General features: G+C 63.4%; 22 protein-coding genes. 13 read left to right on the plus strand and 9 right to left on the minus strand.

Annotated features, from left to right (window positions below; all coding sequences use genetic code 11):
- Positions 1–30 precede the first annotated feature (30 nt).
- From NR164_RS03505 to bioB, 7 genes are all read right to left on the minus strand, one after another.
- The gene (locus NR164_RS03505; RefSeq protein ID WP_046381839.1) at positions 31–1,836 is read right to left on the minus strand and encodes a phenylacyl-CoA dehydrogenase; all 1,806 of its coding nucleotides are present in this window, start codon (positions 1,834–1,836) and stop codon (positions 31–33) included.
- A gap of 249 nt (positions 1,837–2,085) precedes the next feature.
- Positions 2,086–2,367, minus strand: coding sequence for a hypothetical protein (locus NR164_RS03510; protein WP_046381838.1), 282 nt, complete (start codon positions 2,365–2,367; stop codon positions 2,086–2,088).
- A 104-nt stretch (positions 2,368–2,471) separates the two neighbouring features.
- The gene (gene bioD, locus NR164_RS03515) at positions 2,472–3,152 is read right to left on the minus strand and encodes a dethiobiotin synthase (protein ID WP_046381837.1); all 681 of its coding nucleotides are present in this window, start codon (positions 3,150–3,152) and stop codon (positions 2,472–2,474) included.
- Positions 3,149–3,961, minus strand: coding sequence for a malonyl-ACP O-methyltransferase BioC (bioC, locus tag NR164_RS03520; protein WP_017847843.1), 813 nt, complete (start codon positions 3,959–3,961; stop codon positions 3,149–3,151). Before bioC ends, bioD begins: the two co-directional genes overlap by 4 nt.
- Positions 3,954–4,685 (minus strand): alpha/beta fold hydrolase, encoded by a 732-nt coding sequence (locus NR164_RS03525; protein ID WP_017847844.1) that lies wholly within the window; start codon positions 4,683–4,685, stop codon positions 3,954–3,956. Before NR164_RS03525 ends, bioC begins: the two co-directional genes overlap by 8 nt.
- A complete protein-coding gene (gene bioF / locus NR164_RS03530) occupies positions 4,678–5,859 on the minus strand; it encodes an 8-amino-7-oxononanoate synthase (protein WP_256822306.1) in 1,182 nt (393 codons plus the stop codon). Before bioF ends, NR164_RS03525 begins: the two co-directional genes overlap by 8 nt.
- A gap of 154 nt (positions 5,860–6,013) precedes the next feature.
- Positions 6,014–7,069 carry a biotin synthase BioB gene (gene bioB / locus NR164_RS03535; RefSeq protein WP_017847846.1) on the minus strand — a complete coding sequence of 352 codons (1,056 nt, stop codon included), beginning with the start codon at positions 7,067–7,069 and terminating at the stop codon, positions 6,014–6,016.
- Positions 7,070–7,161: 92 nt separating this feature from the next.
- Here bioB and NR164_RS03540 point away from each other — a divergent pair, with 92 nt between their 5' ends.
- The 5 genes from NR164_RS03540 (at position 7,162) to rarD (ending at position 13,013) form a co-directional block, all read left to right on the plus strand.
- Positions 7,162–7,899 (plus strand): ComF family protein, encoded by a 738-nt coding sequence (locus NR164_RS03540; protein ID WP_079444828.1) that lies wholly within the window; start codon positions 7,162–7,164, stop codon positions 7,897–7,899.
- Positions 7,900–7,957: 58 nt separating this feature from the next.
- Positions 7,958–8,722 carry a TOBE domain-containing protein gene (locus tag NR164_RS03545; protein ID WP_256822307.1) on the plus strand — a complete coding sequence of 255 codons (765 nt, stop codon included), beginning with the start codon at positions 7,958–7,960 and terminating at the stop codon, positions 8,720–8,722.
- A 90-nt stretch (positions 8,723–8,812) separates the two neighbouring features.
- Positions 8,813–10,711, plus strand: a complete 1,899-nt coding sequence (locus tag NR164_RS03550; protein WP_046381833.1) for a PhoX family phosphatase — start codon at positions 8,813–8,815, stop codon at positions 10,709–10,711.
- A 325-nt stretch (positions 10,712–11,036) separates the two neighbouring features.
- Entirely contained in the window at positions 11,037–12,011 is a 975-nt protein-coding gene (locus NR164_RS03555; protein ID WP_017847850.1) for a serine/threonine protein kinase, read from the plus strand.
- 117 nt (positions 12,012–12,128) lie between these two features.
- Positions 12,129–13,013: an EamA family transporter RarD gene (gene rarD / locus NR164_RS03560; RefSeq protein ID WP_017847851.1), complete on the plus strand. Its 885-nt coding sequence runs from the start codon at positions 12,129–12,131 to the stop codon at positions 13,011–13,013.
- A 222-nt stretch (positions 13,014–13,235) separates the two neighbouring features.
- Here rarD and NR164_RS03565 read toward each other — a convergent pair whose 3' ends face one another.
- A complete protein-coding gene (locus NR164_RS03565; RefSeq protein WP_017847852.1) occupies positions 13,236–13,754 on the minus strand; it encodes a glycine cleavage system protein R in 519 nt (172 codons plus the stop codon).
- A gap of 388 nt (positions 13,755–14,142) precedes the next feature.
- On the opposite strand from NR164_RS03565, the gene NR164_RS03570 reads away from it, so the two are divergent.
- Positions 14,143–16,320 (plus strand): malate synthase G, encoded by a 2,178-nt coding sequence (locus NR164_RS03570; protein WP_046381831.1) that lies wholly within the window; start codon positions 14,143–14,145, stop codon positions 16,318–16,320.
- A gap of 156 nt (positions 16,321–16,476) precedes the next feature.
- Here NR164_RS03570 and NR164_RS03575 read toward each other — a convergent pair whose 3' ends face one another.
- Entirely contained in the window at positions 16,477–16,923 is a 447-nt protein-coding gene (locus tag NR164_RS03575; protein WP_046381830.1) for a response regulator, read from the minus strand.
- A gap of 247 nt (positions 16,924–17,170) precedes the next feature.
- On the opposite strand from NR164_RS03575, the gene NR164_RS03580 reads away from it, so the two are divergent.
- From NR164_RS03580 to NR164_RS03610, 7 genes are all read left to right on the plus strand, one after another.
- Complete coding sequence (locus NR164_RS03580; RefSeq protein WP_169863684.1) at positions 17,171–19,093, plus strand: DUF294 nucleotidyltransferase-like domain-containing protein; 1,923 nt, start codon at positions 17,171–17,173, stop codon at positions 19,091–19,093.
- On the plus strand, positions 19,090–19,797 hold the full coding sequence (locus NR164_RS03585) for a 3'-5' exonuclease (protein ID WP_256822308.1): 708 nt from the start codon (positions 19,090–19,092) through the stop codon (positions 19,795–19,797). The genes NR164_RS03580 and NR164_RS03585 overlap by 4 nt, the downstream gene beginning before the upstream one ends.
- A 97-nt stretch (positions 19,798–19,894) precedes the next feature.
- Entirely contained in the window at positions 19,895–20,413 is a 519-nt protein-coding gene (locus NR164_RS03590) for an RNA polymerase sigma factor (RefSeq protein ID WP_026140138.1), read from the plus strand.
- Positions 20,410–21,378, plus strand: a complete 969-nt coding sequence (locus NR164_RS03595) for a FecR domain-containing protein (protein WP_046381829.1) — start codon at positions 20,410–20,412, stop codon at positions 21,376–21,378. The genes NR164_RS03590 and NR164_RS03595 overlap by 4 nt, the downstream gene beginning before the upstream one ends.
- 228 nt (positions 21,379–21,606) lie before the next feature.
- Positions 21,607–24,036 (plus strand): TonB-dependent siderophore receptor, encoded by a 2,430-nt coding sequence (locus tag NR164_RS03600; RefSeq protein WP_256822309.1) that lies wholly within the window; start codon positions 21,607–21,609, stop codon positions 24,034–24,036.
- Between the two features lie 62 nt (positions 24,037–24,098).
- Positions 24,099–25,202, plus strand: coding sequence for a PepSY domain-containing protein (locus NR164_RS03605; protein ID WP_256822310.1), 1,104 nt, complete (start codon positions 24,099–24,101; stop codon positions 25,200–25,202).
- Positions 25,199–25,381: a hypothetical protein gene (locus NR164_RS03610; protein WP_046489074.1), complete on the plus strand. Its 183-nt coding sequence runs from the start codon at positions 25,199–25,201 to the stop codon at positions 25,379–25,381. The genes NR164_RS03605 and NR164_RS03610 overlap by 4 nt, the downstream gene beginning before the upstream one ends.
- Positions 25,382–25,712: the final 331 nt, after the last annotated feature.

Raw genomic sequence — 25,712 nt, forward strand, 5'->3', positions numbered from 1 at the left:
CGACGGTTTTTCAAGTGGGCTCGGTGAGGCTTAGTAAGCCAGGCCGAAGTCCTCTTCTTTCATGTCCATCAGGTTGTTGGCGCCCGACAGCATGGTGGCCACGTGAGTACGGGTACGCGGCAGGATGCGCTGGAAGTAGAAGCGCGCGGTCTGCAGCTTGGCGGTGTAGAACGCCGCTTCGCTGGTGCCGGCGGCCAGTTTTTCGGCCGCCAGGCGTGCCATGTCGGCCCAGAAGTAAGCCAGGCAGGCGTAACCGGAGTACATCAGGTAGTCCACCGACGCGGCACCGACTTCTTCACGGTCTTTCATCGCCGCCATGCCGACCTTCATGGTCAACTCGCCCCACTCTTTGTTCAGCGCGGCCAGCGGTGTCACGAACTCTTTGACCGCTTCGTTGCCTTCGTTGGCCTGGCAGAACTTGTGGACGATCTTGGTGAAGCCCTTCAGCGCTTCGCCTTGGGTCATCAGCACTTTACGGCCGAGCAGGTCCAGCGCCTGGATGCCGGTGGTGCCTTCGTACAGCATCGAAATACGGCTGTCGCGCACGTTCTGCTCCATGCCCCACTCGGCGATGAAGCCGTGACCGCCGTAGATCTGCACGCCGTGGTTGGCGGACTCGAAGCCGACTTCGGTCATGAACGCCTTGGCGATCGGGGTCATGAAGGCCAGCAGGCCATCGGCCTGTTTCTTGGCTTCGTCGTCGGTGCCGTACTTGACGATGTCCACTTGCTTGGCGGTGAAGTACACCATCGCACGGTTACCTTCGGCGAAGGCTTTCATGGTCAGCAGCATGCGGCGCACGTCGGGGTGGACGATGATCGGGTCGGCCGCTTTGTCCGGCGCTTTCGGGCCGGTCAGGGAACGCATTTGCAGGCGATCGCGAGCGTATTTCAGGCCGCCCTGGAAGCCGATCTCGGCGTGGGCCAGGCCTTGCAGCGCGGTGCCCAGGCGAGCGGTGTTCATAAAGGTGAACATGCAGTTCAGGCCTTTGTTCGCCGGGCCGATCAGGAAACCGGTGGCTGCGTCGAAGTTCATCACGCAGGTGGCGTTACCGTGGATGCCCATCTTGTGTTCCAGGGAACCGCAGGTCACCGCGTTGCGCGCACCGATCGAGCCATCGGCGTTCGGCAGGAATTTGGGCACGATGAACAGCGAGATGCCTTTGGTACCGGCCGGTGCGTCCGGCAGGCGGGCCAGGACGATATGGACGATGTTGTCGGCCATGTCGTGTTCGCCGGCCGAGATGAAGATCTTGGTGCCGGAGACTTTGTAGGTGCCGTCGGCCTGAGGCTCGGCCTTGGTGCGCAGCATGCCCAGATCGGTGCCGCAGTGAGGCTCGGTCAGGCACATGGTGCCGGTCCATTCGCCCGACACCAGCTTGGTCAGGTAGGCGTCTTGTTGCTCGGGGGTGCCGTGCTCGGAGATGGTGTTCATCGCGCCATGGGACAGGCCTGGGTACATGCCCCACGACCAGTTGGCTTCGCCGACCATTTCGCTGACCGCCAGGCCCAGGGATTCCGGCAGGCCTTGGCCACCGTGCTCCACGTCGTGGGCCAGGCTCGGCCAGCCGCCTTCGACAAACTGTTTGTAGGCTTCTTTGAAACCAGTAGGGGTCTTAACGCCTGACTCGCTCCAGGTACACCCTTCGATGTCACCCACGCGGTTCAACGGTGCCAGTACTTGCTCACAAAACTTGGCGCCTTCTTCAAGAATGGCGTCAACCATGTCCGGAGTAGCGTCCTGGCAAGCCGGCAGGCTTTGATAATGCGCTTCATAGCCGAGCAGTTCGTCACGAACGAAGCGAATATCACGCAAGGGGGCCTTGTAGTCAGGCATAGCGATAAACCTCTGCTGATGTGTCTGGGATGAACAACCGCGTGGGATTTGTTATGGCGGTCAAACAGGTGTTTGAAACATACGTTTACGACCTGGGGATGTCAAGCGTCGTCCCGCTGCCGTTTGTCATGACACCGCTCAAGAGCGCGCACGACGATGCCTGCGGCGAGGCGCCACAAGGGTTATCGGGAAAAAGGCGAAGGTGCAGGCGCGAGCGGTGTGCCTGGCACACCGCGTTGCTTCAGGGGGTCAGGCGAAGGTGTCGATCAACGTGCCGAGCATTTCATCGGAAGCCTTGGCGACTTTCGCGCCCAGCTCCACCTGAAACTTGCCTTGGGCCATTTCGACCATATTGCTCGCCGAGTTGGTCGGCTGGGCGCGGTCATTGGCCTGCAGCAGGTCGCTCTGGGCGTCCGACGGCTGGGTAGTGGCGGCGCTGGCAATCCTGCCGGCGGCCTGGTCGACGCGGCTCTGCCCGGCCTGAATGGTGCTCAGGCCTGAATAAAACGCGCTGCTGCCAGAGATTTCCATGGCGTGGACCTGCTGAGAGAATCGTGAAGTTGAATTGAAACAGACATCCGGGCAAAAGGCCCGTCAAAAACACTAATGGCATAATGCCTTATCGATAGCCAAAATCAGTCAAGCAAGTCCAAGTGCAGGTACTCAGCCACCGCGGCGCTGCTGGCGTGCTTGAGTTTGGGCACCCGGCCCAGGCACGGCGCGGGCAAGCGTTCGGCCAGGGTGGCGAGGTTTTCTTCCAGACGAGAGGTCTTCGGCTCGATGATATTCGCCACCCAACCGGCCAGCGGCAGGCCATCGCGCGCGATCGCTTCGGCGGTGAGCAGGGCATGGCTGATGCACCCCAGGCGCACGCCCACCACCAGGATCACCGGCAATTGCAGCGCCATGGCCAGGTCGGACAGGTTGTCCTGGTCGGCCAACGGCACGCGCCAGCCGCCCGCGCCTTCGATCAGGGTGAAATCAGCTTTTCGCGCCAGGATCTGTTGCATGGGTTTGAGCAGCGATTGCACCGTCAGCGCAACGCCCGCCTCGCGCGCGGCCAGGTGCGGCGCGATGGCCGGCTCGAACGCCACCGGGTTGACCTCGGCATAACTCAACGGCAACGAACACTCGGCCAGCAGTGCCAGCGCATCGGCGTTGCGCAAACCTTTGGCGGTGACCTGGCAACCGGAAGCCACCGGCTTGCCGGCGGCGGTGCTTTTGCCGGCCAGGCGCGCGGCATGCAGCAGGCCGGCGGCGATGGTGGTCTTGCCGACATCGGTATCGGTGCCGGTGATGAAATAAGCGGCGTTCATAGCGGTTTCTCCAGTACGGCGTACACCACTTGGTAGGTGGCCGGCAGGCCCTGGGCCTGGCGGAACTGCTCGTAGGCGTCGATCAGTGCAACAATCCGCGCGCGGCCCGTCAACCCTCCCGGCCGCCCCGGGTTGAGATTGTGCGCGCCAAGCGCTTTCAATTCGTGGGTCAGGCTGCGCACATCCGGGTAATGCAACACATGAGCACGCCGCTCCAGGCTCCGCACCTTGAAGTCACTGGCCGCGCACAGCTGTTGATAGGCTTCGAAGCTGCGGAAGCGGTTGACGTGGACCCGCCCGTCCACCGCCCGCCAGCTTTCGCGCAACTCGTCCAATGTGCCCACGCACAAGCTGGCGAACGCCAGCACGCCGCCCGGCTGCAGCACGCGATAGGCTTCGCTGAGCACCGCCGCGAAATCCGCGCACCATTGCACTGCCAGGCTGGAGAAGATCAACCCGCAGCTGGCCGCCTGCAACGGCAGGCGCTCGGCGTCACCGGCGATGAAATGCTGCGCGCCGCCCAACGGCCGCGCATGGTCGAGCATGCCTTGGGCAATATCCAGCGCCACGCCTTGGCCGGCCGGCAGCCGTTCGCCCAGCACGCGGCTGAAATAGCCGGTGCCGCAGCCCATGTCCAACCAGCGCTGCGCACTGCAGGCCGGCGGCAGACGGGTCAGCAATTCATGCCCCACCGCGCGCTGCAACTCGGCCACGCTGTCGTAACTGGCGGCGGCACGGGAAAAGGAGGCCGCCACCTGGCGCTTGTCCGGCAACGCGCCTGGCAGGCAGGCATGGGCTAAATCAGTCATCAACGCACTCGTGCAAAAAAGCCTGGATGGCCCCCGCTACACCGTGGGGGTCCTCCAGGAGAAAAGCGTGGCCGGCCTGTTCAATCAGGCCGATTTCGACATCGGGCAGCAGGCTCAGCAGGTCGCTGGCGGCTTCGGCGGGCACCAATTCATCCAGGCCCGCGAACAGGTGCAATTGCGGGCCGCGGAAGGCCACCAAGGCGTCGCGGGTATCCAGTTGGGCAAGCAGCTCGAGGCCGTTCATCAACACGTCCGACGGCGTCTGTGGTGCCGCGCTGGCCAGCAGACGCGCCAAGCCGCGAGGGTCCGCGGCGCCTTTGGCGCACAACAGGCCGAAGCGCTTGAGGGTGACCGGGGCGTCGGCGTGGCAACCGGCGAGGAACGCCTCAAAGGTTGCGCCGGGCATCGCGTTCGGCCAGCCATCGCGGGCGACGAAACACGGGTTGCTCGCCAGGGTCAGCAACCCACAACAACGCTCGCCGCGCCGCGCGGCCAGCTCGGAAGCGAGCATGCCGCCCAACGACCAACCACCGAGCCAAGCGTTGTCCGGCAGGCTCGCGTCGAGTTCGTCGAGCCATTCATCCAGGTCGCTGGAGGCCAACGCCGGCAACGGCTCGACCTGTACGCGCAGGTGTTCGTTCAGGCCGTGCAGGGCGGCGGCCAACGGCTCCAGCGGCGACACGCCGAGGCCCCAGCCGGGCAGCAGGATCAAGCGATCACGCATGGTCGGGCTCCGTCGTACCGGACAAGCGGAAACACGCTTCCAATGCGTTTAACAATAGCTGCACCTGCGCCGCGCTGTGGGCCGCGGTCAGCGTCACGCGCAAACGGGCGCTGCCGGCGGGCACGGTGGGTGGGCGGATCGCGGTGACCATCAGGCCGCGCTCGCGCAACATCCGCGACAACGCCATGGCCTTGGCACTGTCGCCGATCAGGATCGGCTGAATCGGCGTGAAGCTGTCCATCAGCGTCAGGCCGATCTGCTCGGCACCGTGGCGGAACTGGCGGATCAGGCCGTTGAGGTGCTCGCGCCGCCAATGCTCGGTGCGCAGCAGCTCCAGGCTTTTCAGGGTGGCGCAGGCCAGGGCCGGGGGTTGGCTGGTGGTGTAGATGTAGGGCCGGGCGAACTGGATCAGGCTTTCGATCAAATCGTCACTGCCCGCGACAAAGGCGCCCGCAGTGCCGAACGCTTTGCCCAGGGTGCCGACCAGCACCGGCACATCCGCCTGGCTCAGGCCGAAATGTTCGACGATACCGGCGCCGTTCGCGCCCAACGGGCCGAAACCGTGGGCGTCGTCCACCATCAACCAGGCGCCTTTGGCCCGCGCTTCACGGGCCAGCGCCGGCAAGTCGGCGAGGTTGCCGTCCATGCTGAACACGCCATCGGTGACCACCAGGGTATTGCCGGTGGCTTTCTCCAGGCGCTTGGCCAGGCTGGCGGCGTCGTTGTGCAGGTAGCGATTGAAGCGCGCCCCGGACAGCAGGCCGGCATCCAGCAATGAAGCATGGTTGAGGCGGTCTTCCAGCACCGTATCGCCCTGCCCCACCAGCGCCGTGACCGCGCCGAGGTTGGCCATGTAACCGGTGGTAAACAACAACGCACGCGGGCGTCCGGTGAAGTCAGCCAGGGCTTCTTCCAGCGCATGGTGCGGCGTGGCATGCCCGACCACCAGGTGCGAAGCGCCACCGCCCACGCCCCAACGGGACGCACCGGCACGCCAGGCCTCGATCACCTGCGGGTGATTGGCCAGGCCCAGGTAATCGTTACTGCAGAACGCCAGTAACGGTTGACCGTCCACCACCACTTCCGGGCCTTGCGGGCTGTCCAGCAGAGGGCGTTGGCGGTAAAGGTGTTCGGCACGACGGGCAGCGAGACGCGCGGCGAGATCGAAAGACATGCAGGCCTCGGCAGATCAGAGAAATGTAAGACAGGGCGCGATCCCCTGTGGGAGCTGGCTTACCTGCGATAGCGGCAGGACTGTCACCACCGAAGTGTCAGAAAGACCGCTATCGCAGGCAAGCCAGCTCCCACATTTGGATCGCCGTGGTGCTTTAAACCGCGGCGTTGTAGAACTGCTCGCTGCTTTTCTGTTCCACCAGCGCTTGCTCGATCGCCGCCTGGTGGACTTCGTCGGCGTGCTCTTCCCGCGCTTCCGGCAAGATGCCCAGGCGCGAGAACAGTTGCATGTCCTTGTCGGCCTGCGGGTTGGCGGTGGTCAGCAGTTTGTCGCCGTAGAAAATCGAGTTGGCGCCGGCAAAGAACGCCAGGGCCTGCATCTGCTCGTTCATCGCCTCACGGCCGGCCGACAGGCGCACATGGGACTGCGGCATCAGGATGCGCGCCACCGCCAGCATGCGGATAAAATCGAACGGGTCGATCTCCTCGGCGTTTTCCAGCGGCGTGCCGGCCACCTTCACCAGCATATTGATCGGCACCGATTCCGGATGCTCCGGCAGGTTGGCCAGCTGGATCAGCAGGTTGGCGCGGTCATCGAGGGACTCGCCCATGCCGAGAATGCCGCCGGAGCAGATCTTCATCCCCGAATCGCGCACATAGGCCAGGGTTTGCAGGCGCTCGGCGTAGGTGCGGGTGGTGATGATCGAGCCGTAGAACTCTGGCGACGTGTCGAGGTTGTGGTTGTAGTAGTCGAGGCCGGCCTGAGCCAGGGCTTCGGTCTGGTCCTGGTCGAGACGGCCGAGGGTCATGCAGGTTTCCAGGCCCATGGCCTTCACGCCTTTGACCATCTGCAGCACGTAGGGCATGTCTTTGGCCGACGGATGTTTCCACGCCGCGCCCATGCAGAAGCGAGTCGAACCGATGGCCTTGGCGCGGGCCGCCTCTTCGAGGACCTTCTGCACTTCCATCAGCTTTTCTTTTTCCAGGCCGGTGTTGTAGTGGCCCGACTGCGGACAATATTTGCAATCTTCCGGGCAGGCGCCGGTCTTGATCGACAGCAGGGTCGACACCTGCACACGGTTCGCATCGAAATGCGCGCGGTGTACGGTCTGCGCCTGGAACAACAGGTCATTGAACGGTTGCACGAACAGTGCTTTGACTTCGGCCAAGGACCAATCGTGACGCAGGGTGGCAGTGGTGCTGGCGCTCATGGGCGATTCCTTGATTATGCTTTGGCAAACGCTGTGGGAAGGGCAATACCCACAGGCACGACACGGATGCTCGGCATATTTAAGGAAGATTCATGCACTGTCAACCTGGATACAAACACCAAGTTTACATATGGTCAAAAAACGTACAGAACTGTTTAATCTGCGATGAAGCCACTGAGTCGGCCGATTGTGTGTGCAACGCCTGCGAAACCGAGCTGCCCTGGCTGATGGAGCAGTGCGAGGTCTGCGCCCTGCCCCTGCCGCTGGACGGTCTGATCTGCGGCCAATGCCAGAAACACCCGCCGGCCTTTAAACAGGTCATTGCCGCCTGGCGCTACAGCTTCCCCGTCGATAGCCTGATCAGCCGCTTCAAGCATCAGGCGCGCTGGCCCCTCGGGCATCTGCTGGGGCGCTTGCTGGGACGCCATCTGCAACACCGCTTCGACAACGCCGAACTGCCGCGCCCCGACTGCCTGCTGCCGGTGCCCATGGCGCGCAAACGCCTGCGCGAGCGCGGTTATAACCAGGCGTTGATGCTGGCACGCTGGCTCAGCGCCGAACTGCACATTGCCTACAATGAACACCTGTTGTTACGCCCCAGTGAAACCGTCGCGCAACAGGCGCTCGACGCCAAGAGCCGCCAACGCAACCTGCGCGGCGCCTTCGCCCTGGCGCGCGACATACCGGTACAGGACCGCCACTTTGCGCTGGTCGACGACGTGCTCACCACCGGTGCGACCGCCCATAGCCTGGCACGTCTGTTGATGGAGGCCGGAGCGCGGCAGGTCGACGTGTACTGCCTGGCGCGCACGCCCAAACCGGGTGCCTGACTTGACTCCGGCCGGCCTTGCCCGCAACGTTCCGCTCATCTCATCGAAGCGTAACCCCATGTCTCTGCCGACCTCCCTCAGCCAACACATCATCCGTCGCCCGCAGCGCATCGCTTTGCTCGCGCATATCGCCGAGCAGGGCTCGATCACCCGCGCGGCGAAAAGCGCCGGCTTGAGCTACAAAGCGGCCTGGGACGCCATCGACGAACTGAACAACCTCGCGCAAAACCCGTTGGTGGAACGCAGCGTCGGCGGCAAGGGCGGCGGCGGCGCCAGGCTGACGGCCGAAGGCGAGCGCGTGCTGCGTCTCTATCAGCGCCTGCAAGTGTTACAGGCCGAAGTGCTCGGCTCGGACGAAGCCGCCAGCGACTTCAACCTGCTGGGCCGCCTGATGCTGCGCACCAGTGCGCGCAACCAACTGCATGGCCAGGTCGTCGCCATCGAGCGTCACGGCCGCAATGATCTGATCCGCCTGCAACTGGCCGGCGGCCTGAGCCTGAGCGCGCAGATCACCCACGACAGCACGCAACGGCTGGAGCTGGAAGCCGGTGTTGAAGTGGTCGCCCTGATCAAGGCCGGCTGGCTGGAGGTGTGCGCCAGCCAGCACCCAGAAACACCTGGACACAATTGCCTGATCGGCAGCGTCGACGCCATTCTCGACGCCGCGGACGGCCCCAGCGAAGTGCGAATCGCCCTGCCCAATGGCCAGGTACTTTGCGCCCTGGCCCAGCCCCACGCGCTCAAGGCCCTGGGCGCCGCCGAAGGCCAGCCGATCCAGGTGCAATTCGCGCCGAGCAATGTATTGCTCGGCACGCCCGTCTAAGCGCCGGGCCTGCTGCGCCCGCCGTCAAACTGCAACAATTTCGTCATGCCCGCTCCTTATGGTGTCTGCAAAAACCGCAGGGAGCCTGACATGAGCCTATTAGAAGAAAACCAAGCCACCGACCTCGAACAGATGGTCGGCCTCACCCGCCGCCGCTTCATCGGCGCCGGTGCCCTGTGCGGAGCCGCGATGTTCCTCGGCGGCAACCTGCTGACCCGCAGCGCGCTGGCCGTGAATGCCGCCAACGCCAGCCCGCTGCTGGGGTTCGCCAGCATCGCCGCCGCCACCAGCGACAGCATCACCCTGCCGCCCGGCTACAGCGCCTCGGTGCTGATCAGTTGGGGCCAGCCGCTGCACAAGAATGCCCCGGCGTTCGACCCGTCCGGCAACGGCACGGCCAAGGCCCAGGAGCAGCAGTTCGGTGACAACAACGATGGCATGAGCCTGTTCGCCTTCCCCGGCGACGACAACCGCGCGCTGATGGCGATCAATAACGAATACACCAACTACCGCTACCTCTTCGCCCACGGCGGCGCGCCGCAATCGGCCGAAGACGTGCGCAAGGCCCAGGCCAGCGAAGGTGTGTCGGTGATCGAAGTGCGCCGCCAGGGCGACACCTGGCAGTTCGTCCAGGACTCGCGCTACAACCGGCGCATCCACGGCAACTCGCCGATCCGCCTGAGCGGCCCGGCGGCCGGCCATGACTGGCTGAAAACCAGCGCCGACAAATCCGGCAAAAAAGCCCTCGGCACCTTCCAGAACTGCGCCAACGGCAAGACGCCGTGGGGCACTTATCTGACGTGCGAAGAGAACTTCACCGACTGCTTCGGCAGCAGCAACCCACAACAAACCTTCGACACCGGGCAAAAGCGCTACGGCGTGGTGGCGGCGAGCAAAGAGATCAACTGGCACCTGCACGACCCGCGTTTCGATATGGCCAAGAATCCCAACGAACTCAATCGCCATGGCTGGGTGGTGGAAATCGACCCGTTCGACCCGCACTCCACCCCCGTCAAACGCACCGCCCTTGGCCGCTTCAAGCATGAAAACGCAGCCCTCGCGGAAACCCGCGACGGCCGCGCCGTGGTGTACATGGGCGACGACGAGCGCGGCGAATTCATCTACAAGTTCGTCAGCCGCGACCCGATCGACCACCAGAACCCCAAGGCCAACAAAGACCTGCTCGACCATGGCACGTTGTTTGTGGCGATCTTCGACGCTGGCGACGGCAACGCCGACCACCCCAAGGGCAACGGCCAGTGGGTCGAGTTGACCCATGGCAAGAACGGCATCGACGCCAGCACCGGTTTCGCCAGCCAGGCCGAAGTGCTGATCCATGCACGCCTGGCTGCCAGTGTGGTGAAAGCCACGCGCATGGACCGCCCGGAATGGATCGTGGTCAGCCCCACCGACGGCCAGGTCTATTGCACCCTGACCAACAACGCCAAGCGCGGCGAAGACGGCCAGCCGGTCGGTGGGCCCAACCCACGCGAGAAAAACGTCTACGGCCAGATCCTGCGCTGGAAGCCCAACGCCGATAACCACGGCGCCGCCGATTTCACCTGGGATCTGTTTGTGGTCGCGGGCAACCCCGGCGTGCATGCCGGTACGCCGAAGGGCGGCTCGTCGAACATCAACCCACAGAACATGTTCAACAGCCCCGATGGCCTGGGTTTCGACAAAGCCGGGCGCCTGTGGATTCTGACCGACGGTGACTACAGCAACGGCGGCGACTTCGCCGGCATGGGCAATAACCAGATGCTCTGCGCCGACCCCAACACCGGGGAAATCCGCCGTTTCATGGTCGGGCCGGTGGCGTGCGAGGTGACGGGGATCAGCTTCTCGCCGGATCAGAAGACCTTGTTCGTGGGGATTCAGCATCCCGGCGAAACCGGTGGTTCGACGTGGCCGGAGCATCTGCCCAATGGCAAGCCGCGTTCGTCGGTGATGGCGATTCGGCGGGATGATGGTGGGATCGTGGGCGCCTGACAGACCGCTATCGGGGGCAAGCCCCCTCCCACATGTTGATTTGTGAATACCTTCAACTGTGAGAGGGGGGCAAGCCCCCTGCCACATGTTGATTTGTGAATACCTTCAACTGTGAGAGGGGGCAAGCCCCCTGCCACATTTTGATTTGTGGATACCTTCAACTGTGGGAGGGGGCAAGCCCCCTGCCACATTTTGATTTGTGAATACCTTCAACTGTGGGAGGGGGCTTGCCCCCGATAGCAATGGCACAGCCGCCCCCTATCTCAAGCCCGGTGCGTTACCATACCCGGCCGGACGCGGCGCCCTGCTGCGCGCAGGAGTTCGCATGGCCCATCCGTTTGAAACACTCACCCCCGACCTGGTGCTCGATGCTGTCGAAAGTATCGGCTTCCTCAGCGATGCGCGCGTATTGGCGCTCAACAGCTACGAAAACCGTGTGTATCAAGTGGGCATCGAAGACGCCGAGCCGCTGATCGCCAAGTTCTACCGACCGCAGCGCTGGAGCAACGAAGCGATCCTCGAAGAACACAGCTTCACCTTCGAACTGGCCGAGTGCGATGTGCCGGTGGTCGCGCCGATGATCCATAACGGCTCAAGCCTGTTCGAACACGCCGGGTTCCGCTTCGCTCTGTTCCCGCGCCGTGGCGGCCGGGCGCCGGAGCCGGGCAATCTGGACCAGCTCTATCGCCTTGGCCAGTTGCTCGGGCGCTTGCACGCGGTCGGCGCGACCCGCCCGTTCGAACACCGCGAAGCCCTGGGCGTGAAGAACTTCGGCCACGACTCCCTCACCACCCTGCTCGAAGGCAACTTCATTCCCAAAAGCCTGCTGCCGGCCTACGAGTCCGTGGCCCGCGACCTGCTCAAGCGTGTGGAAGAGGTGTACAAGGCCACGCCGCACAAGAACATCCGCATGCACGGCGATTGCCACCCCGGCAACATGATGTGCCGCGACGAGATGTTCCACATCGTCGACCTCGATGACTGCCGCATGGGCCCGGCGGTGCAGGACCTGTGGATGATGCTCGCCGGCGACCGTCAGGAATGTCTGGGCCAGCTGTCGGAGTTGATGGACGGCTACCAGGAGTTCCACGATTTCGACCCACGCGAACTGGCGCTGATCGAACCGCTGCGGGCCTTGCGCCTGATGCACTACAGCGCCTGGCTGGCGCGGCGTTGGGATGATCCGGCGTTCCCCCACAGCTTTCCGTGGTTCGGCAGTGAGCGGTATTGGGGTGATCAGGTGTTGGCGTTGCGCGAACAGTTGTCGGCGCTCAACGAAGAACCGCTGAAACTGTTCTGACGGCGTTGCTTTCTGTGGGAGGGAGCAAGCCCCCCCACATAAAGCACTGCAGGCCCCACGAGCGGACAAATATCCTTACAATCGCGCTTTGTTAGCTGCCTAAGCAAGGATTCTGCAATGCACGCCGCCAACCCCCGCAAGGGCTACATCCTGGGCCTGAGCGCCTATGTCATCTGGGGTCTGTTCCCGCTCTACTTCAAAGCCATCGCCAGTGTCCCCGCCGCCGAAATCATCGTACACCGCGTGCTCTGGTCGGCGCTGTTCGGCACGCTGCTGCTGATGGTCTGGAAACACCCCGGCTGGTTCCGCGAACTGCGCGATAACCCGCGGCGCCTGGCGATCCTGGCGCTCAGCGGGGCGTTGATTGCGGCTAACTGGCTGACCTATGTGTGGTCGGTGAACAGCGGACGCATGCTCGAAGCCAGCCTGGGTTACTACATCAACCCGCTGGTGAACGTGTTGCTCGGCATGCTGCTCCTCGGCGAACGCCTGCGCCGCCTGCAATGGCTCGCCGTCGGTCTCGCCGCCGCGGGGGTGGCGCAACAGGTGTGGCAGGTGGGCAGTTTGCCGTGGGTGTCGCTGGCGCTGGCGCTGACCTTCGGTTTCTATGGCCTGATCCGCAAGCAGGCGCCGGTCAAGGCACTGCCGGGGCTGGTGGTGGAAACCTGGATGTTGGTGCCGATCGCCGTCGCCTGGTTGCTGTTCAACCCGTCGGCGCACAGCGCGCAGTTGGCATTCTGGAGTACGTCCGAAGCCTGGTGGCTGGTGGCCGCCGGCCCGGTGACGCTGATCCCACTGGTGTGCTTCAACGCCGCCGCACGGCATTTGCCCTACACCGCCCTGGGCTTTTTGCAGTACGTGGCGCCGACCCTGGTGCTGCTCGAAGCGGTGCTGCTGTTTGGTGAACAACTGGCAACCAGCACGCTGATCGCCTTCGCGTTTATCTGGGCCGGCCTGGTGGTCTACAGCCTGGACGCCTGGCTGACCGTGCGCAAACGCTGATCAAATAACGTACAAACTTCTGCAAGCCACGGCCCGCATGGCTTGCAGAGATCCACCCCAAGGTTATCCACAACCTGATCCCCGCCATTTGTGTACAAGCCCTTGAAACTGCTCGTTTTTTGCTCAGCTGACGGAGAAGCACGGCCGGCGTGGCCTGGCGCCGGGTCTCTACAGGTTATCCACAGGCACATGCAAGATTTCCATGCATAACCTTGTGGGTGGTTATTCCTCGCGGCGCAGTTCCAACTCCACCATCAAGTCGTCGGCCAGGGTTTCCAGGGCCGCTTGCAGGGTGTCCAGCGCCAAGCCAGACGGCACCGCCAGTGATGCATCGGCGTGGAACAGCGGATCGCCGCTCATCGGCGCCGGGCGCACGTCGGTGCTCAAGCGTTCGAGGTTCACCCCCTGCTTGCTCAACAGCGCGGTGATCTCACGCACGATCCCCGGCCGGTCGTTGCCCACCAGCGTCATGGTGATCGGTTTGGACGCCGCCGCCTGCCCGGCGCCGCTCTCGCCCACCAGCACGCGAATGCCGTGTGTGGATAAGTCCTCCAGCGCATTCACCAGGGCCTGACGGTTCTCGGCGGGAACGCTGACCCTCAGAATCCCGGCAAACTGCCCGGCCATGTGCGCCATGCGGCTCTCCAGCCAGTTGCCGCCGTGGGCCGCGATGTTCTGCGCAATGCGTTCAACCAGGCCGGGTTTGTCGGCGGCAATGATAGTGAGTACAAGATGGTCCATGGCGAAGCCCTCTGGAATTCAATCTACAAGGTGGACGCAGATGCCCCCGAAAACAAATCGTGTACCATTTTTATATTTATCTGGAACAATCCATCTGTTTCTTGAGAACATCCAAGACCCCACTGTGACCATACGACCAAAGTGGGTCGCTAAACGACGTATTTAGTCTAATTTTCACAAGCGCAAGTCATCATGTAGTATGCGCAATCGCGCACTACATAACGTTGGGTCGATGTCTGCCACGGCAACCATGCTCCGCGACACAGCCTGCCCAGCCGCCTTCACAGGCATGTACCGGCGCAGCGTGCCCGCGGTTTAAATGGCCAGAGGCTTCATTGGTAAATTGAAAAGCTGAAAAGCGCATAAGCTCCGCAGAGTGAGGCAAGCAATGACTGAACACGTTCAAGTCGGTGGCCTGCAGGTCGCCAAAGTCCTGTTCGACTTCGTGAACAACGAAGCCATTCCCGGTACCGGCATCACTGCCGACCAGTTCTGGGCCGGTGCCGACAAGGTCATCCACGACCTGGCACCGAAGAACAAAGCCCTACTCGCCAAACGCGACGATTTCCAAGCGCGGATCGACACCTGGCACCAGACTCACGCCGGCCAGGCGCATGACCCGGTGGCCTACAAAGCCTTCCTGCAAGATATCGGATACCTGCTGCCAGAAGCCGCAGACTTCCAGGCCTCGACCCAAAACGTCGATGACGAAATCGCCCGCATGGCCGGCCCCCAGCTGGTTGTGCCGGTGATGAACGCCCGTTTCGCCCTCAACGCCTCCAATGCGCGCTGGGGCTCGCTGTATGACGCGCTGTATGGCACCGACGCCATCAGCGAAGCCGACGGCGCCGAAAAGGGCCAGGGCTACAACAAGGTGCGCGGCGACAAGGTCATCGCCTTCGCCCGCGCCTTCCTCGACGAAGCCGCGCCGCTCAGCGCCGGCAGCCACGTCGATTCCACTGGCTACAAGATCGTTGACGGCAAACTCGTGGTCAGCCTCAAAGGCGGCAGCAACAGCGGCCTGCGCGACGATGCCCAGTTGATCGGCTTCCAGGGCGACAGCGCCCAGCCGATTGCGATCCTGCTCAAACACAACGGCCTGCATTTCGAAATCCAGATCGATGCCAGCACCCCGGTCGGCCAGACCGACGCGGCCGGCGTCAAAGACGTGCTGATGGAAGCCGCGCTGACCACCATCATGGACTGCGAAGACTCCGTCGCCGCCGTCGATGCCGACGACAAAGTGGTGATCTACCGCAACTGGCTCGGCCTGATGAAAGGCGACCTGGCCGAAGAAGTGGCCAAAGGCGGCAAGACCTTCACCCGCACCATGAACGCCGACCGCGTCTACACCGGCGTGAATGGCCAGGACGTGACACTGCACGGTCGCTCGCTGCTGTTCGTGCGCAACGTTGGCCACTTGATGACCATCGACGCGATCCTCGACAAAAACGGCAACGAAGTACCGGAAGGCATTCTCGACGGTCTGCTCACCAGCCTGGCGGCGATCCACAGCCTCAACGGCAACAGCAGCCGCAAGAACAGCCGCACCGGTTCCGTGTACATCGTGAAACCGAAAATGCACGGCCCGGAAGAAGCGGCGTTCACCAACGAGCTGTTCGGCCGCATCGAAGACGTGCTGAACCTGCCGCGCAACACCCTCAAGGTCGGGATCATGGACGAGGAGCGCCGTACCACGGTCAACCTCAAGGCCTGCATCAAGGCCGCCAGCGAGCGCGTGGTGTTTATCAACACCGGCTTCCTCGACCGCACCGGCGATGAAATCCACACCTCCATGGAAGCCGGCGCGATGGTGCGCAAGGCCGCGATGAAGGCGGAAAAATGGATCGGTGCCTACGAAAACTGGAACGTCGATATCGGCCTGGCTACCGGCCTGCAAGGCCGTGCGCAGATCGGTAAAGGCATGTGGGCCATGCCCGACCTGATGGCGGCGATGCTCGAACAGAAAATCGCCCACCCGCTGGCCGGCGCCAACACCGCCTGGGTGCCGTCGCCGACGGCGGCTGCGTTGCACGCGTTGCACTACCACAAGGTCGACGTGTTCGCGCGCCAGGCCGAACTGGCCAAGCGCGAGCGCGCGTCGCTGGACGATATCCTGACCATCCCGCTGGCGAACAACCCTAACTGGTCGGACGAAGAAATCCGCAACGAGCTGGACAACAACGCCCAGGGCATCCTCGGTTATGTGGTGCGCTGGATCGACCAGGGCGTCGGCTGCTCGAAAGTGCCGGACATCAACGACATCGGCCTGATGGAAGACCGCGCCACCCTGCGCATTTCCAGCCAGCACATCGCCAACTGGCTGCGCCACGGCGTGGTCACTCAGGATCAGGTGATGGAAAGCCTCAAGCGCATGGCGCCGGTGGTAGACCGTCAGAATGCCGGGGATGCGTTGTACCGCCCGCTGGCGCCGGACTTCGATAGCAATATCGCGTTCCAGGCGGCGGTGGAGTTGGTGATTGAAGGCACCAAACAGCCTAATGGTTATACCGAGCCGGTGTTGCATCGCAGGCGTCGGGAGTTCAAGGCTAAAAACGGCCTGTAAATGAAAAAGCCCTGGTCTTGCGATCAGGGCTTTTTCTTTGAGGCTTGTGGTGTCCGGAATGGCCTCATCGGGGGCAAGCCCCCTCCCACAGGATGTACGCGGTCAACTGTGGGAGGGGGCTTGCCCCCGATGAGGCCTTTACATACACCGCAAAAATCAGGACCTCATCCCCAACTCGCGCTTGACCATCTTCGCCAACTTCACGCTATCAATCGGCTTGAGCAAAAAGTCCACCACGCTCAAATGCATCGCATCGATCACATCCAGCGCTCCGGCGTTCCCGGACACGACGATGATCGGCAGCGCCGCGCGCTCGGATTCGCGCACTTCGCGAATCAACTGGAGGCCGTTGCTCGGCGCCATGCGCAGGTCGGTGATCAGCAACCCAATGGAGCGGCTCGACTTCAAGAGTTTCAAGGCTGCCTCACCACTCTCGGCGGTCATGCAGCGAATCCCGTCCAGGCCCAGGATTTCCGCCAGCAGTTCGCGCGCATCCTTGTCGTCGTCGACGATCAACACGCGTTGTGGCGGTAAATCAGGCTTCAGCATCACAGCGCTCAGCGCTTCGCGCTCGGCATCACTCAAAATATCGTGGTCGGACATACGGTTCTCAGCTAGCTCTCATCAATCTCCCAGCACACTCGTCAGACATCTGCGGAAGGGCGAACAATGTGCACTTCGTCGGAAAGTTTGCCTAGTGGGCGTTCTACGGGGTTTGGACGATCGTCATGTAAGGTTTTTCCCTAGTTATGCGCCGTTTTCATCGACCTAGACTTACGTCCAATGGGCACCCGCCGTGCAGGAGTCGACCATGCAGGACGATAACGACAAAAACATCGCGGTCATAGTTATGAGTAAAGCTGATGCATTCGCCCAGGCGGGAAAAACTGCGGTGTTGCAGAACATCCACGGCACCTTGCAGTTCCTGCAACGCTTCCCGCCGTTCAACCAAATGGAAAACGCGCACCTCGCGTTCCTGGTAGAGCAGTGCCAATTGCGCTTTTATGGCCCCGGCGAAAGCATCCTCAAGCCGTCGGCCGGGCCGGTGGAGCACTTTTACATCGTCAAGCAGGGCCGGGTCATCGGCGAACGGCCGGATTCGGCCGAACCCACCTTTGAGATTGCCACCGGCGAGTGCTTCCCCCTTGCGGCACTGCTGGGCGAACGTGCGACGCGCACCGAGCACAAGGCCGCCGAAGACACCTTCTGCCTGCAACTGAACAAGCCGGCGTTTATCAAGCTGTTCGCGCTGTCCAGCGAGTTCCGTGATTTCGCCTTGCGCGGCGTCAGCAGCCTGCTTGATCAGGTCAACCAGCAAGTGCAGCAAAAAGCCGTGGAAACCCTCGGCACCCAATACTCCTTGAACACCCGCCTCGGCGAGCTGGCCATGCGCCACCCGGTGACGTGCAGCCCGACTACGCCGTTACGCGAAGCGGTGACGCTGATGCACGAGCAACAGGTCGGCAGCATTGTGATCGTGGATGAGCACAAGGCGCCCCTGGGGATCTTCACCCTGCGCGATCTGCGCCAGGTAGTGGCCGACGGCACCAGCGATTTCACCCTGCCGATCGACGCGCACATGACCCATGCGCCGTTCTTCCTCACCCCGGACCACAGCGCCTTCGACGCCGCCATCGCAATGACCGAACGGCATATCGCCCACGTGTGCCTGGTCAAAGACCAGCGTCTGTGCGGCGTGGTGTCCGAGCGCGACCTGTTTTCCCTGCAACGCGTGGACCTGGTCCACCTGGCCCGTACCATCCGCAACGCACCCAAGGTGGAAAACCTGGTGGCGATACGCGGCGAGATCGGCCAGTTGGTGGAGCGCATGCTGGCCCATGGCGCGTCGTCGACCCAGATCACCCACATTATTACCCTGCTCAACGATCACACCGTGTGCCGGGTCATCGAGCTGACCCTCGCCGACAAAGGCGACCCCGGCGTGCCGTTCACCTGGCTGTGTTTCGGCAGCGAAGGCCGGCGCGAGCAGACGCTCTACACCGACCAGGACAACGGCATCCTGTTCGACGCCAAGGACGCCGCCGAAGCGGCTGAGATCCGCGCGCGCCTGCTGCCCCTCGCGCAGCAGATCAACCAGAGCCTGGCGCAGTGCGGCTTCACCTTGTGCAAAGGCAACATCATGGCCGGCAACCCCGAGCTGTGCCTGTCGCGGGCCGAATGGGCGCGACGGTTTGCGGCGTTCATCCGCGAAGCCACACCGGAGAACCTGCTGGGGTCGACCATCTATTTCGACCTGCGAGTGGTGTGGGGCGATGAACAGGGCTGTGAACAACTGCGCCAGGGCATTCTCGACCAGGTCGCGGATAACCGCCTGTTCCAGCGCATGCTGGCGGAGAACGCCTTGCGCCAGCGCCCGCCGGTGGGGCGCTTCCGCGATTTCGTGCTGACGCGCAAAGGCGGCGAAAAAGCCACCCTCGACCTCAAGGTGCAAGGCCTGACGCCCTTTGTCGACGGCGCGCGCCTGCTGGCCCTGGCCAACGACGTCCACGCCATCAACACCCTGGAGCGCCTGCGCCAGTTGGTGGTCAAGGAAGTGATCGAGCCGCTGGATGGCGCCGCCTATGAAGAGGCGTATCACTTTATCCAGCAAACCCGCATGCAGCAGCACCAATTGCAGATGCGGGAAAACCAGCCGTATTCCAACCGCGTCGACCCCGACAGCCTCAACCACCTGGACCGGCGCATCCTGCGCGAATCCCTGCGCCAGGCCCAGCGCCTGCAAAGCAGCCTGACCGTGCGGTATCAGCTGTGAACTTATTTGGTTGGTTGCGCACGGCCAAACCCCATCTCGACGCAACACAACAGCAGCGCCTGGCGCAGTTACCCCAGCCGGTCGCGGTGGGCGACGCGGCATTGCGCAGCCAGCGCTGGGTGGTGCTGGACCTGGAAACCAGCGGCCTGAACCTCAACCGCGATCAGGTGTTGTCCATCGGTGCAGTGGTGATCGAGGACGGCGCGGTGGATTTTTCCCAGATGTTCGAGCGCACCCTGCAACGCGCCGAAACAAAACTCAGCCCCAGCGTGCTGATCCACGGTCTCGGCCCCAGCGCGATCGCCGCCGGCAGTGACCCGGTGGACGCGTTGCTGGATTTCATGGAGTTCGTCGGCGACAGCCCGTTGCTGGCCTTCCATGCGCGGTTCGATCAACACATGCTGGCCCGGGCGCTCAAGGACAGCCTGGGTTATCGCCTGGCCCATACGTTCCTCGACGTGGCCGACATCGCCCCGCTGCTGTACCCCGAGGCGCTGCTGCGCGAAGCCGGGCTGGACGACTGGATCGACCACTTCCACCTGCAGGTGGGCGAACGCCATCACGCCAGCGCCGACGCCCTGGCCACTGCGGAGCTGATGCTGATCCTGCTCAGCCGCGCGCGCCAGCAGCACATCGACACACCGCGCGCCCTGCAAGCACGTTTGAGCCAATGGAAACGGCGCAAGCAAGCGCCATCGTTTTAATAGCACCGCCGGACAGACGCCAATTGCGCCCGCTGCACGCCTCTGACACAATCGCGAATAATTCTCGTTAGTTTAAACTTGTTTATTCGGTGATGCCTTGTCGTCGGTCCAGACCCCACACAGTGAGCTTGTCGGTGCGTTGTATCGCGACCATCGCGGCTGGCTGCTGGCCTGGCTGCGGCGCAATGTGGCCTGCCCGAGCCGCGCCGAAGACCTGAGCCAGGACACCTTCATGCGCCTGCTCGGCCGCGACGGGTTGCGCGAACCCCGCGAGCCCCGCGCCTTCCTGGTGGCGATCGCCAAAGGCTTGCTGTTCGACTACTTCCGCCGCGCCGCCCTGGAACAGGCCTACCTCAGCGAATTGATGCTGATCCCGCAAAGCGAACAGCCGTCGCCGGAAGACCAGCAACTGATCCTCGAAGACCTCAAGGCCATCGACCGCCTGCTCGGCACGCTGTCGAGCAAGGCCCGCGCCGCGTTCCTCTACAACCGCATCGACGGCCTGGGCCACGCCGACATCGCCCGGCGCCTCGGCGTGTCGGTGCCGCGCGTGCGCCAGTACCTGGCCCAGGGCATCCGTCAGTGCTACATCGCGTTGTATGGCGAGCCGCTGTGAGTGCGATCAGTTGCAAACCGGTGTCGGCCCGGGTGCTGGATGCGGCGATTGCCTGGCAACTGTCCCTCGACTCAGGGGACGGCAGCGCCGTGGAACAGGAGGAGTTCGCCAAATGGCTGGCCAGCGATGCAGAACATGCCCGCGCCTGGCGCCAACTGGGCCTGCTCGACCAGCGCTTCAGCGTGGCCTCGGGCCCGGCGCGGGCGGCGTTGTTGCAGTCACGCGAGGGCATTCGCCAGCGCGTGCGCAAACTCGGCAGCGGCCTGGCGAGTATCGCACTGGTCTGCGGCCTGGCCTTGTTTGCCGGGGAACGTTATGTACCGCTCCACTATTGGCTGGCCGATCAACGCACCGCCACCGGCGAACAACGCACGCTGACACTCGCGGACGGCACGCAGATCAACCTCAACACCCACAGCGCCATCGATGTGCGCTTCGATGAAAAACGCCGGCTGATCGTGTTGCAGGAAGGCGAAATCCTCGTCGAAACCGGCCACAACGATGCCCGCCCGTTCTACGTGCAGACCCGCGACGGCAGCCTGCGCGCGCTGGGCACGCGGTTTATCGTCAAGCGCGAGGACGCCGCCACGCGCCTGAGCGTGCTGCAATCGGCGGTGGCCGCGCAACCCGAGGCGCTGCATCAGGAACAGATCTTCAAGGCCGGCCAGCAAGTGCTGATGCGCAGCGACAGCCTCGGCCCGCTGCTCGCCGTCACCCCCGCCACCGACGCCTGGACCCGCGGCATGCTGGTGGTGGACAACGCCCGCCTGGGCGATGTGGTCGAGGAACTGAGCCGTTATCGCCGCGGCTACCTGGGTGTGGATAACGCCGTGGCCGACCTGCGCATCACCGGCAGCTTCCCGCTGCACGACACCACCCTGGCGCTCAACGCGCTGCTGCCGACGCTGCCGGTGCGGATCGAACAGCGCACGCCGTGGTGGGTGACGGTGAAGGGTAGGCCCTAGGTCCGGCGGTGTCGGGGATATTGCTCGCGCGAGCAATCCCGCTCCCACCTTTGATCGCGTTACATCTGGCTGAACGCGGTCGAATGTGGGAGCGGGCTTGCCCGCGATGAGGCCCTCAAGAACACCGAATAGCCCCAGGCAACAATTATTTTCCCCAAGCCCTATCACTTTTCGAATCTCGCTCGGCACATGGGTAATTGCGAATTACTTCCATTCAGGAGCCGCCCTATGTCCCGCACGCTAGACACCTTGTTGCGCCCCAGCCTGTTAGCCGTGGCCATTGCCCTCAGCACCCCGCTGGCCAGCAGCGTGCTGATCGCCGCCGAGCAAGCGTCCAGCGTGCGCGCCTACAACCTGCCCGCCGCGCCATTGGCCGCCACCCTGAACCAGATCGCCAGCCAGGCCGGCCTCGCGCTGACCCTCAGCCCGGCACTGGCCGCGGGCAAAACCTCGGCGCCGGTCCAGGGCCAGTTCGACGCCCCGGGCGCACTGCGCGAGGCACTGCGCGGCAGCGGCTTGCAGGTGGAGCAGAGCAGCGCGGGGACTTACACGCTGGTGGCGATTGCGGACGGGGTCGTGGCGTTGCCGCAAACCAGCATCGTTGCCCAGGGCAACACTGAAAGCGCCTGGGGCCCGGTGCAGGGCTACCTGGCGACGCGCACCGCCGCCGGCACCAAGACCGATACCGCGCTGGTCGAAGCACCGCGCTCGATCTCCGTCGCCACCCGCGAGCAGATGCAGGACCGCAACGTGCAGAACCTGGATGACGCCGTCAAATACATGCCCGGCATTGTGTCCGCCAGCTACGGCAGCGACACCCGCTACGACTGGATGCGCGTTCGCGGCTTCGAACCGACCCAATTCCTCGACGGCCTGCCGTTGCCACGCGGCGTGTACGCCAACCCCAAGGCCGAAACCTGGAACCTGGATCGCCTCGCCCTGCTGCGTGGCCCTGCCTCCTCGGTCTATGGCCAGACCCCGCCGGGCGGCCTGCTGGACATGGTCAGCCGGCGCCCCAGCGCGGAGTCGAGCCATGCCATTCAAGTGCAATACGGCAGTGACAACTATCGCCAGATCAATTTCGCCAGCACCGGCAAAATCGATGATGAAGGCCAGTTCCTCTATGGCGTCAGCGGCGTGGTCCGGGATGCTGGCACCCAGGTCGACCATATCGACAACAAGCGCTACAACATCGCCCCCAGCCTGGTCTGGAACATCGACACCGACACCAAGCTGACCCTGCTCTCGCAGTTCACCCGCGACGATACCGGCACCACCAGCCAGTTCCTGCCGATCCAGGGCACCAAGATCAAATCGCCGCTGGGCGAGGTCTCCCACCACAAGAATCTGGGCGATCCGGACTATGAATTTTACGACCGCACCTACTACGCGCTGGGCTATGCGTTCGAGCATCGCTTCAACGATACATGGCAGTTCCGCCAGAACCTGCGCTACACCAAGTCGGAGCTGGCGTTCCAGCAACTGACCGTGGGCTCACTGATCTACGGCCCTGCCGACGCTGCGGGCAACATCGGTCGTTCGTCGACCAACGTTGACGAAAACATCGGCCAATTCGCGGTCGACAACCATTTCCAGGCTGACTTCAACACGGCTGACATCACGCACACGCTGTTGCTGGGGCTCGATCATCAACGCACCGACACTTCGTATCTGTCGATTTTCGGCAGCGCCGGGACGACCAATATCTTCAACCCGACCTACGGCCAGACGATCGTCCGCCCGCCGCGCTCCGACGCGTACTACGACTACAACCAGAAAACCATACAGACCGGCCTCTACGTGCAAGACCAGATGGCCTTCGACAAATGGCGCCTGACCCTCGGCGGGCGTGAAGACTGGGTGCATCAGGGCACCACGTACTTCAACAAGGACGACGCGACCAACACCGACCGCAGCCGGAACTTCAGTGGCAACGCGGCGCTGAGCTATGTCTTCGATTCGGGCTTCGTGCCGTACCTGTCCTACGCCGAGTCCTTCCAGCCGGCGAGCAATGCCAGCGTCGACCCGGTCAAATCGTACAAGCCCACGCAGGGCAAGCAATGGGAACTGGGGGTCAAGTATCAGCCTCCCGGCTCCAACACATTGCTCAGCGCAGCGGTTTACGACCTGACCCAGAAAAACGTGCTGGTCACCAGCTTCGGCGCCGGGGGCGAATCGGTGACCGACCAGACCGGCGAAGTGAAGGTCAAGGGCCTGGAACTCGAAGCCGTGTCTGACGTGAGTGAAAACCTCAAGCTGATAGCCGCCTACACCCTGGCCAAGTCCGAAGTGCAAAAAGGCCAATACAAGGGCAACCGCCTGCAGCTGATGCCGAACCAGCAAGCCTCCCTGTGGACGGACTACACCTGGCACAGCGGCATGCTCGACGGTTTCGGCATTGGCGCCGGGGCCCGCTACACCGGCAATACCTATGGCGACCAGGGCAATACCTGGACGGGCAAGGCCAACGCCTACACGGTGTTCGACGCCGCCGTGCATTACGACCTCGGCCGCCTGGACAACAGCCTCAAAGGCGCCTCGCTGAAACTGAACGCGACCAACCTGTTCGACAAGGACTACCTCTCCACCTGTGACGGTTCCTACTGCTACTTCGGCGACCAGCGCAGTGTGGTCGCCAGCGCCACCTACCAGTGGTAAACGACTGAGTTGACCTCCCGGCCGCCTCCAGGGGCGGCTTGGGTGTGTCTGAAGGCCAACAAATGAAAAGCCGAACCATCCGCCGCTGGTCCTTTATCCACACCTGGACCAGCCTGATCTGCACCTTGTTCCTGCTGTTGCTCGCCCTTACCGGCCTGCCGTTGATTTTCCACCACGAGCTCGATCACCTGCTGGGCAACGAACCCGAGTTGCAGCAGATGCCCGCCGACACACCACAGCTGAACCTCGATCAACTGGTGGCCAAAGCCCAGGCGCATCGCCCTGGCGAAGTCATGCAATACCTGGCGTGGGACGAAGACGACCCGCACGGCGTGATCGCGATCATGGCCGCCACCGCTGGCACCGAACCCAATGCGTCGCACACGTTCATGCTCGACGCGCGCACCGGCGCAACCGTGGAGATGCCGTCGGCCAACGGCGGCTTGACGCTGTTCCTGCTGCGCCTGCATGTGGATATGTTCGCCGGCCTGCCGGGCAAGTGGCTGCTGGCGTTCATGGGCCTGTTGTTTGTGCTGGCGATTGTCTCGGGCACGCTGCTTTACCTGCCGTTCATGCGCCGCTTGACGTTCGCCACCGTGCGCCAGGACAAATCCACCCGCCTGCGTTGGCTCGACCTGCACAACCTGATCGGCGTGGTCACCCTGACCTGGGCGCTGGTGGTCGGCGTGACCGGCGTGATCAGCGCTTGCGCCGACCTGATCATCGCTGCCTGGCGCAACGACAGCCTCAGCGCAATGATCGAACCGTACCAGCACGCCCCGCCGCTGACCCTGCGCGCACCGGCCAACGATCTGCTCACGATCGCCGCCGCAGCCGCGCCCGGCATGCAGCCGGACTTCATCGCCTTCCCCGGCACGCGCTTTTCCAGTGAGCACCATTACGCGGTGTTCATGAAGGGCAGCAACCACCTGACCTCGCACCTGCTCACGCCGGTGCTGATCGACGCCAGCAGCCTGGCCGTCACCGCGATCGCCGAGCGGCCGTGGTACATGGACGCCATGGGCATGTCGCAGCCGCTGCACTTCGGCGACTACGGCGGCATGCCGATGAAAATCCTCTGGGCGCTACTGGATGGGCTGACCATCGTCGTGCTCGGCAGCGGTGTGTACCTGTGGTGGGTGCGGCGCAAGGCGGGCAAGGCATGAGGCCGCGTCAATCGAGTTTCTGGAAAGTGTTCGGCATTCCGCTGGGGATCGGCCTGCTCAGCGCCGTCGGTTTGTTTGCCGCGTTGCTGGGGGATGGGCTGTGGGATGCGCTGAGTTGGGTCGGGTTGGGTATTCCTGCGGTCATTGGGACTTGGGCCTTGTTCAGGCGGCGTGGCTGAGGACGCCATCGGGGGCAAGCCCCCTCCCACATTTGGAATGCATTCCCCTGTGGGAGGGGGCTTGCCCCCGATGAGGCCCTCAAGAACCACAGGCCCCCTCGCCAGCCACCGCGCAACCCACTAGGCTAGCGACTGCCCATCCCATCCAGAGGGATTGGCTGTGGGATGCGCTGAGTTGGGTCGGGTTGGGTATTCCTGCGGTCATTGGGACTTGGGCGCTGTTCAGGCGGCGTGGCTGAGGACGCCATCGGGGGCAAGCCCCCTCGCACATTTGGAATGCATTCCCCTGTGGGAGGGGGCTTGCCCCCGATGAGGCCCTCAAGAACCACAG

It is taken from the genome of Pseudomonas sp. Pse79, from assembly GCF_024519615.1.
GTDB classification, from domain to species: Bacteria; Pseudomonadota; Gammaproteobacteria; order Pseudomonadales; family Pseudomonadaceae; genus Aquipseudomonas; species Aquipseudomonas veronii.

Bases quoted from the DNA above. Each gene is read 5' to 3' on its own strand.
- NR164_RS03575 (WP_046381830.1), bottom strand. From the start codon at position 16,923: ATGTCCGACCACGATATTTTGAGTGATGCCGAGCGCGAAGCGCTGAGC.
- NR164_RS03610 (WP_046489074.1), top strand. From the start codon at position 25,199: ATGAGGCCGCGTCAATCGAGTTTCTGGAAAGTGTTCGGCATTCCGCTG.
- NR164_RS03570 (WP_046381831.1), top strand. From the start codon at position 14,143: ATGACTGAACACGTTCAAGTCGGTGGCCTGCAGGTCGCCAAAGTCCTG.
- NR164_RS03555 (WP_017847850.1), top strand. From the start codon at position 11,037: ATGGCCCATCCGTTTGAAACACTCACCCCCGACCTGGTGCTCGATGCT.
- NR164_RS03510 (WP_046381838.1), bottom strand. From the start codon at position 2,367: ATGGAAATCTCTGGCAGCAGCGCGTTTTATTCAGGCCTGAGCACCATT.
- NR164_RS03565 (WP_017847852.1), bottom strand. From the start codon at position 13,754: ATGGACCATCTTGTACTCACTATCATTGCCGCCGACAAACCCGGCCTG.
- NR164_RS03545 (WP_256822307.1), top strand. From the start codon at position 7,958: ATGTCTCTGCCGACCTCCCTCAGCCAACACATCATCCGTCGCCCGCAG.
- NR164_RS03550 (WP_046381833.1), top strand. From the start codon at position 8,813: ATGAGCCTATTAGAAGAAAACCAAGCCACCGACCTCGAACAGATGGTC.
- bioF (WP_256822306.1), bottom strand. From the start codon at position 5,859: ATGTCTTTCGATCTCGCCGCGCGTCTCGCTGCCCGTCGTGCCGAACAC.
- bioC (WP_017847843.1), bottom strand. From the start codon at position 3,961: ATGACTGATTTAGCCCATGCCTGCCTGCCAGGCGCGTTGCCGGACAAG.
- NR164_RS03580 (WP_169863684.1), top strand. From the start codon at position 17,171: ATGAGTAAAGCTGATGCATTCGCCCAGGCGGGAAAAACTGCGGTGTTG.
- bioB (WP_017847846.1), bottom strand. From the start codon at position 7,069: ATGAGCGCCAGCACCACTGCCACCCTGCGTCACGATTGGTCCTTGGCC.
- NR164_RS03600 (WP_256822309.1), top strand. From the start codon at position 21,607: ATGTCCCGCACGCTAGACACCTTGTTGCGCCCCAGCCTGTTAGCCGTG.
- NR164_RS03525 (WP_017847844.1), bottom strand. From the start codon at position 4,685: ATGCGTGATCGCTTGATCCTGCTGCCCGGCTGGGGCCTCGGCGTGTCG.
- rarD (WP_017847851.1), top strand. From the start codon at position 12,129: ATGCACGCCGCCAACCCCCGCAAGGGCTACATCCTGGGCCTGAGCGCC.
- bioD (WP_046381837.1), bottom strand. From the start codon at position 3,152: ATGAACGCCGCTTATTTCATCACCGGCACCGATACCGATGTCGGCAAG.
- NR164_RS03540 (WP_079444828.1), top strand. From the start codon at position 7,162: ATGCACTGTCAACCTGGATACAAACACCAAGTTTACATATGGTCAAAA.
- NR164_RS03505 (WP_046381839.1), bottom strand. From the start codon at position 1,836: ATGCCTGACTACAAGGCCCCCTTGCGTGATATTCGCTTCGTTCGTGAC.
- NR164_RS03605 (WP_256822310.1), top strand. From the start codon at position 24,099: ATGAAAAGCCGAACCATCCGCCGCTGGTCCTTTATCCACACCTGGACC.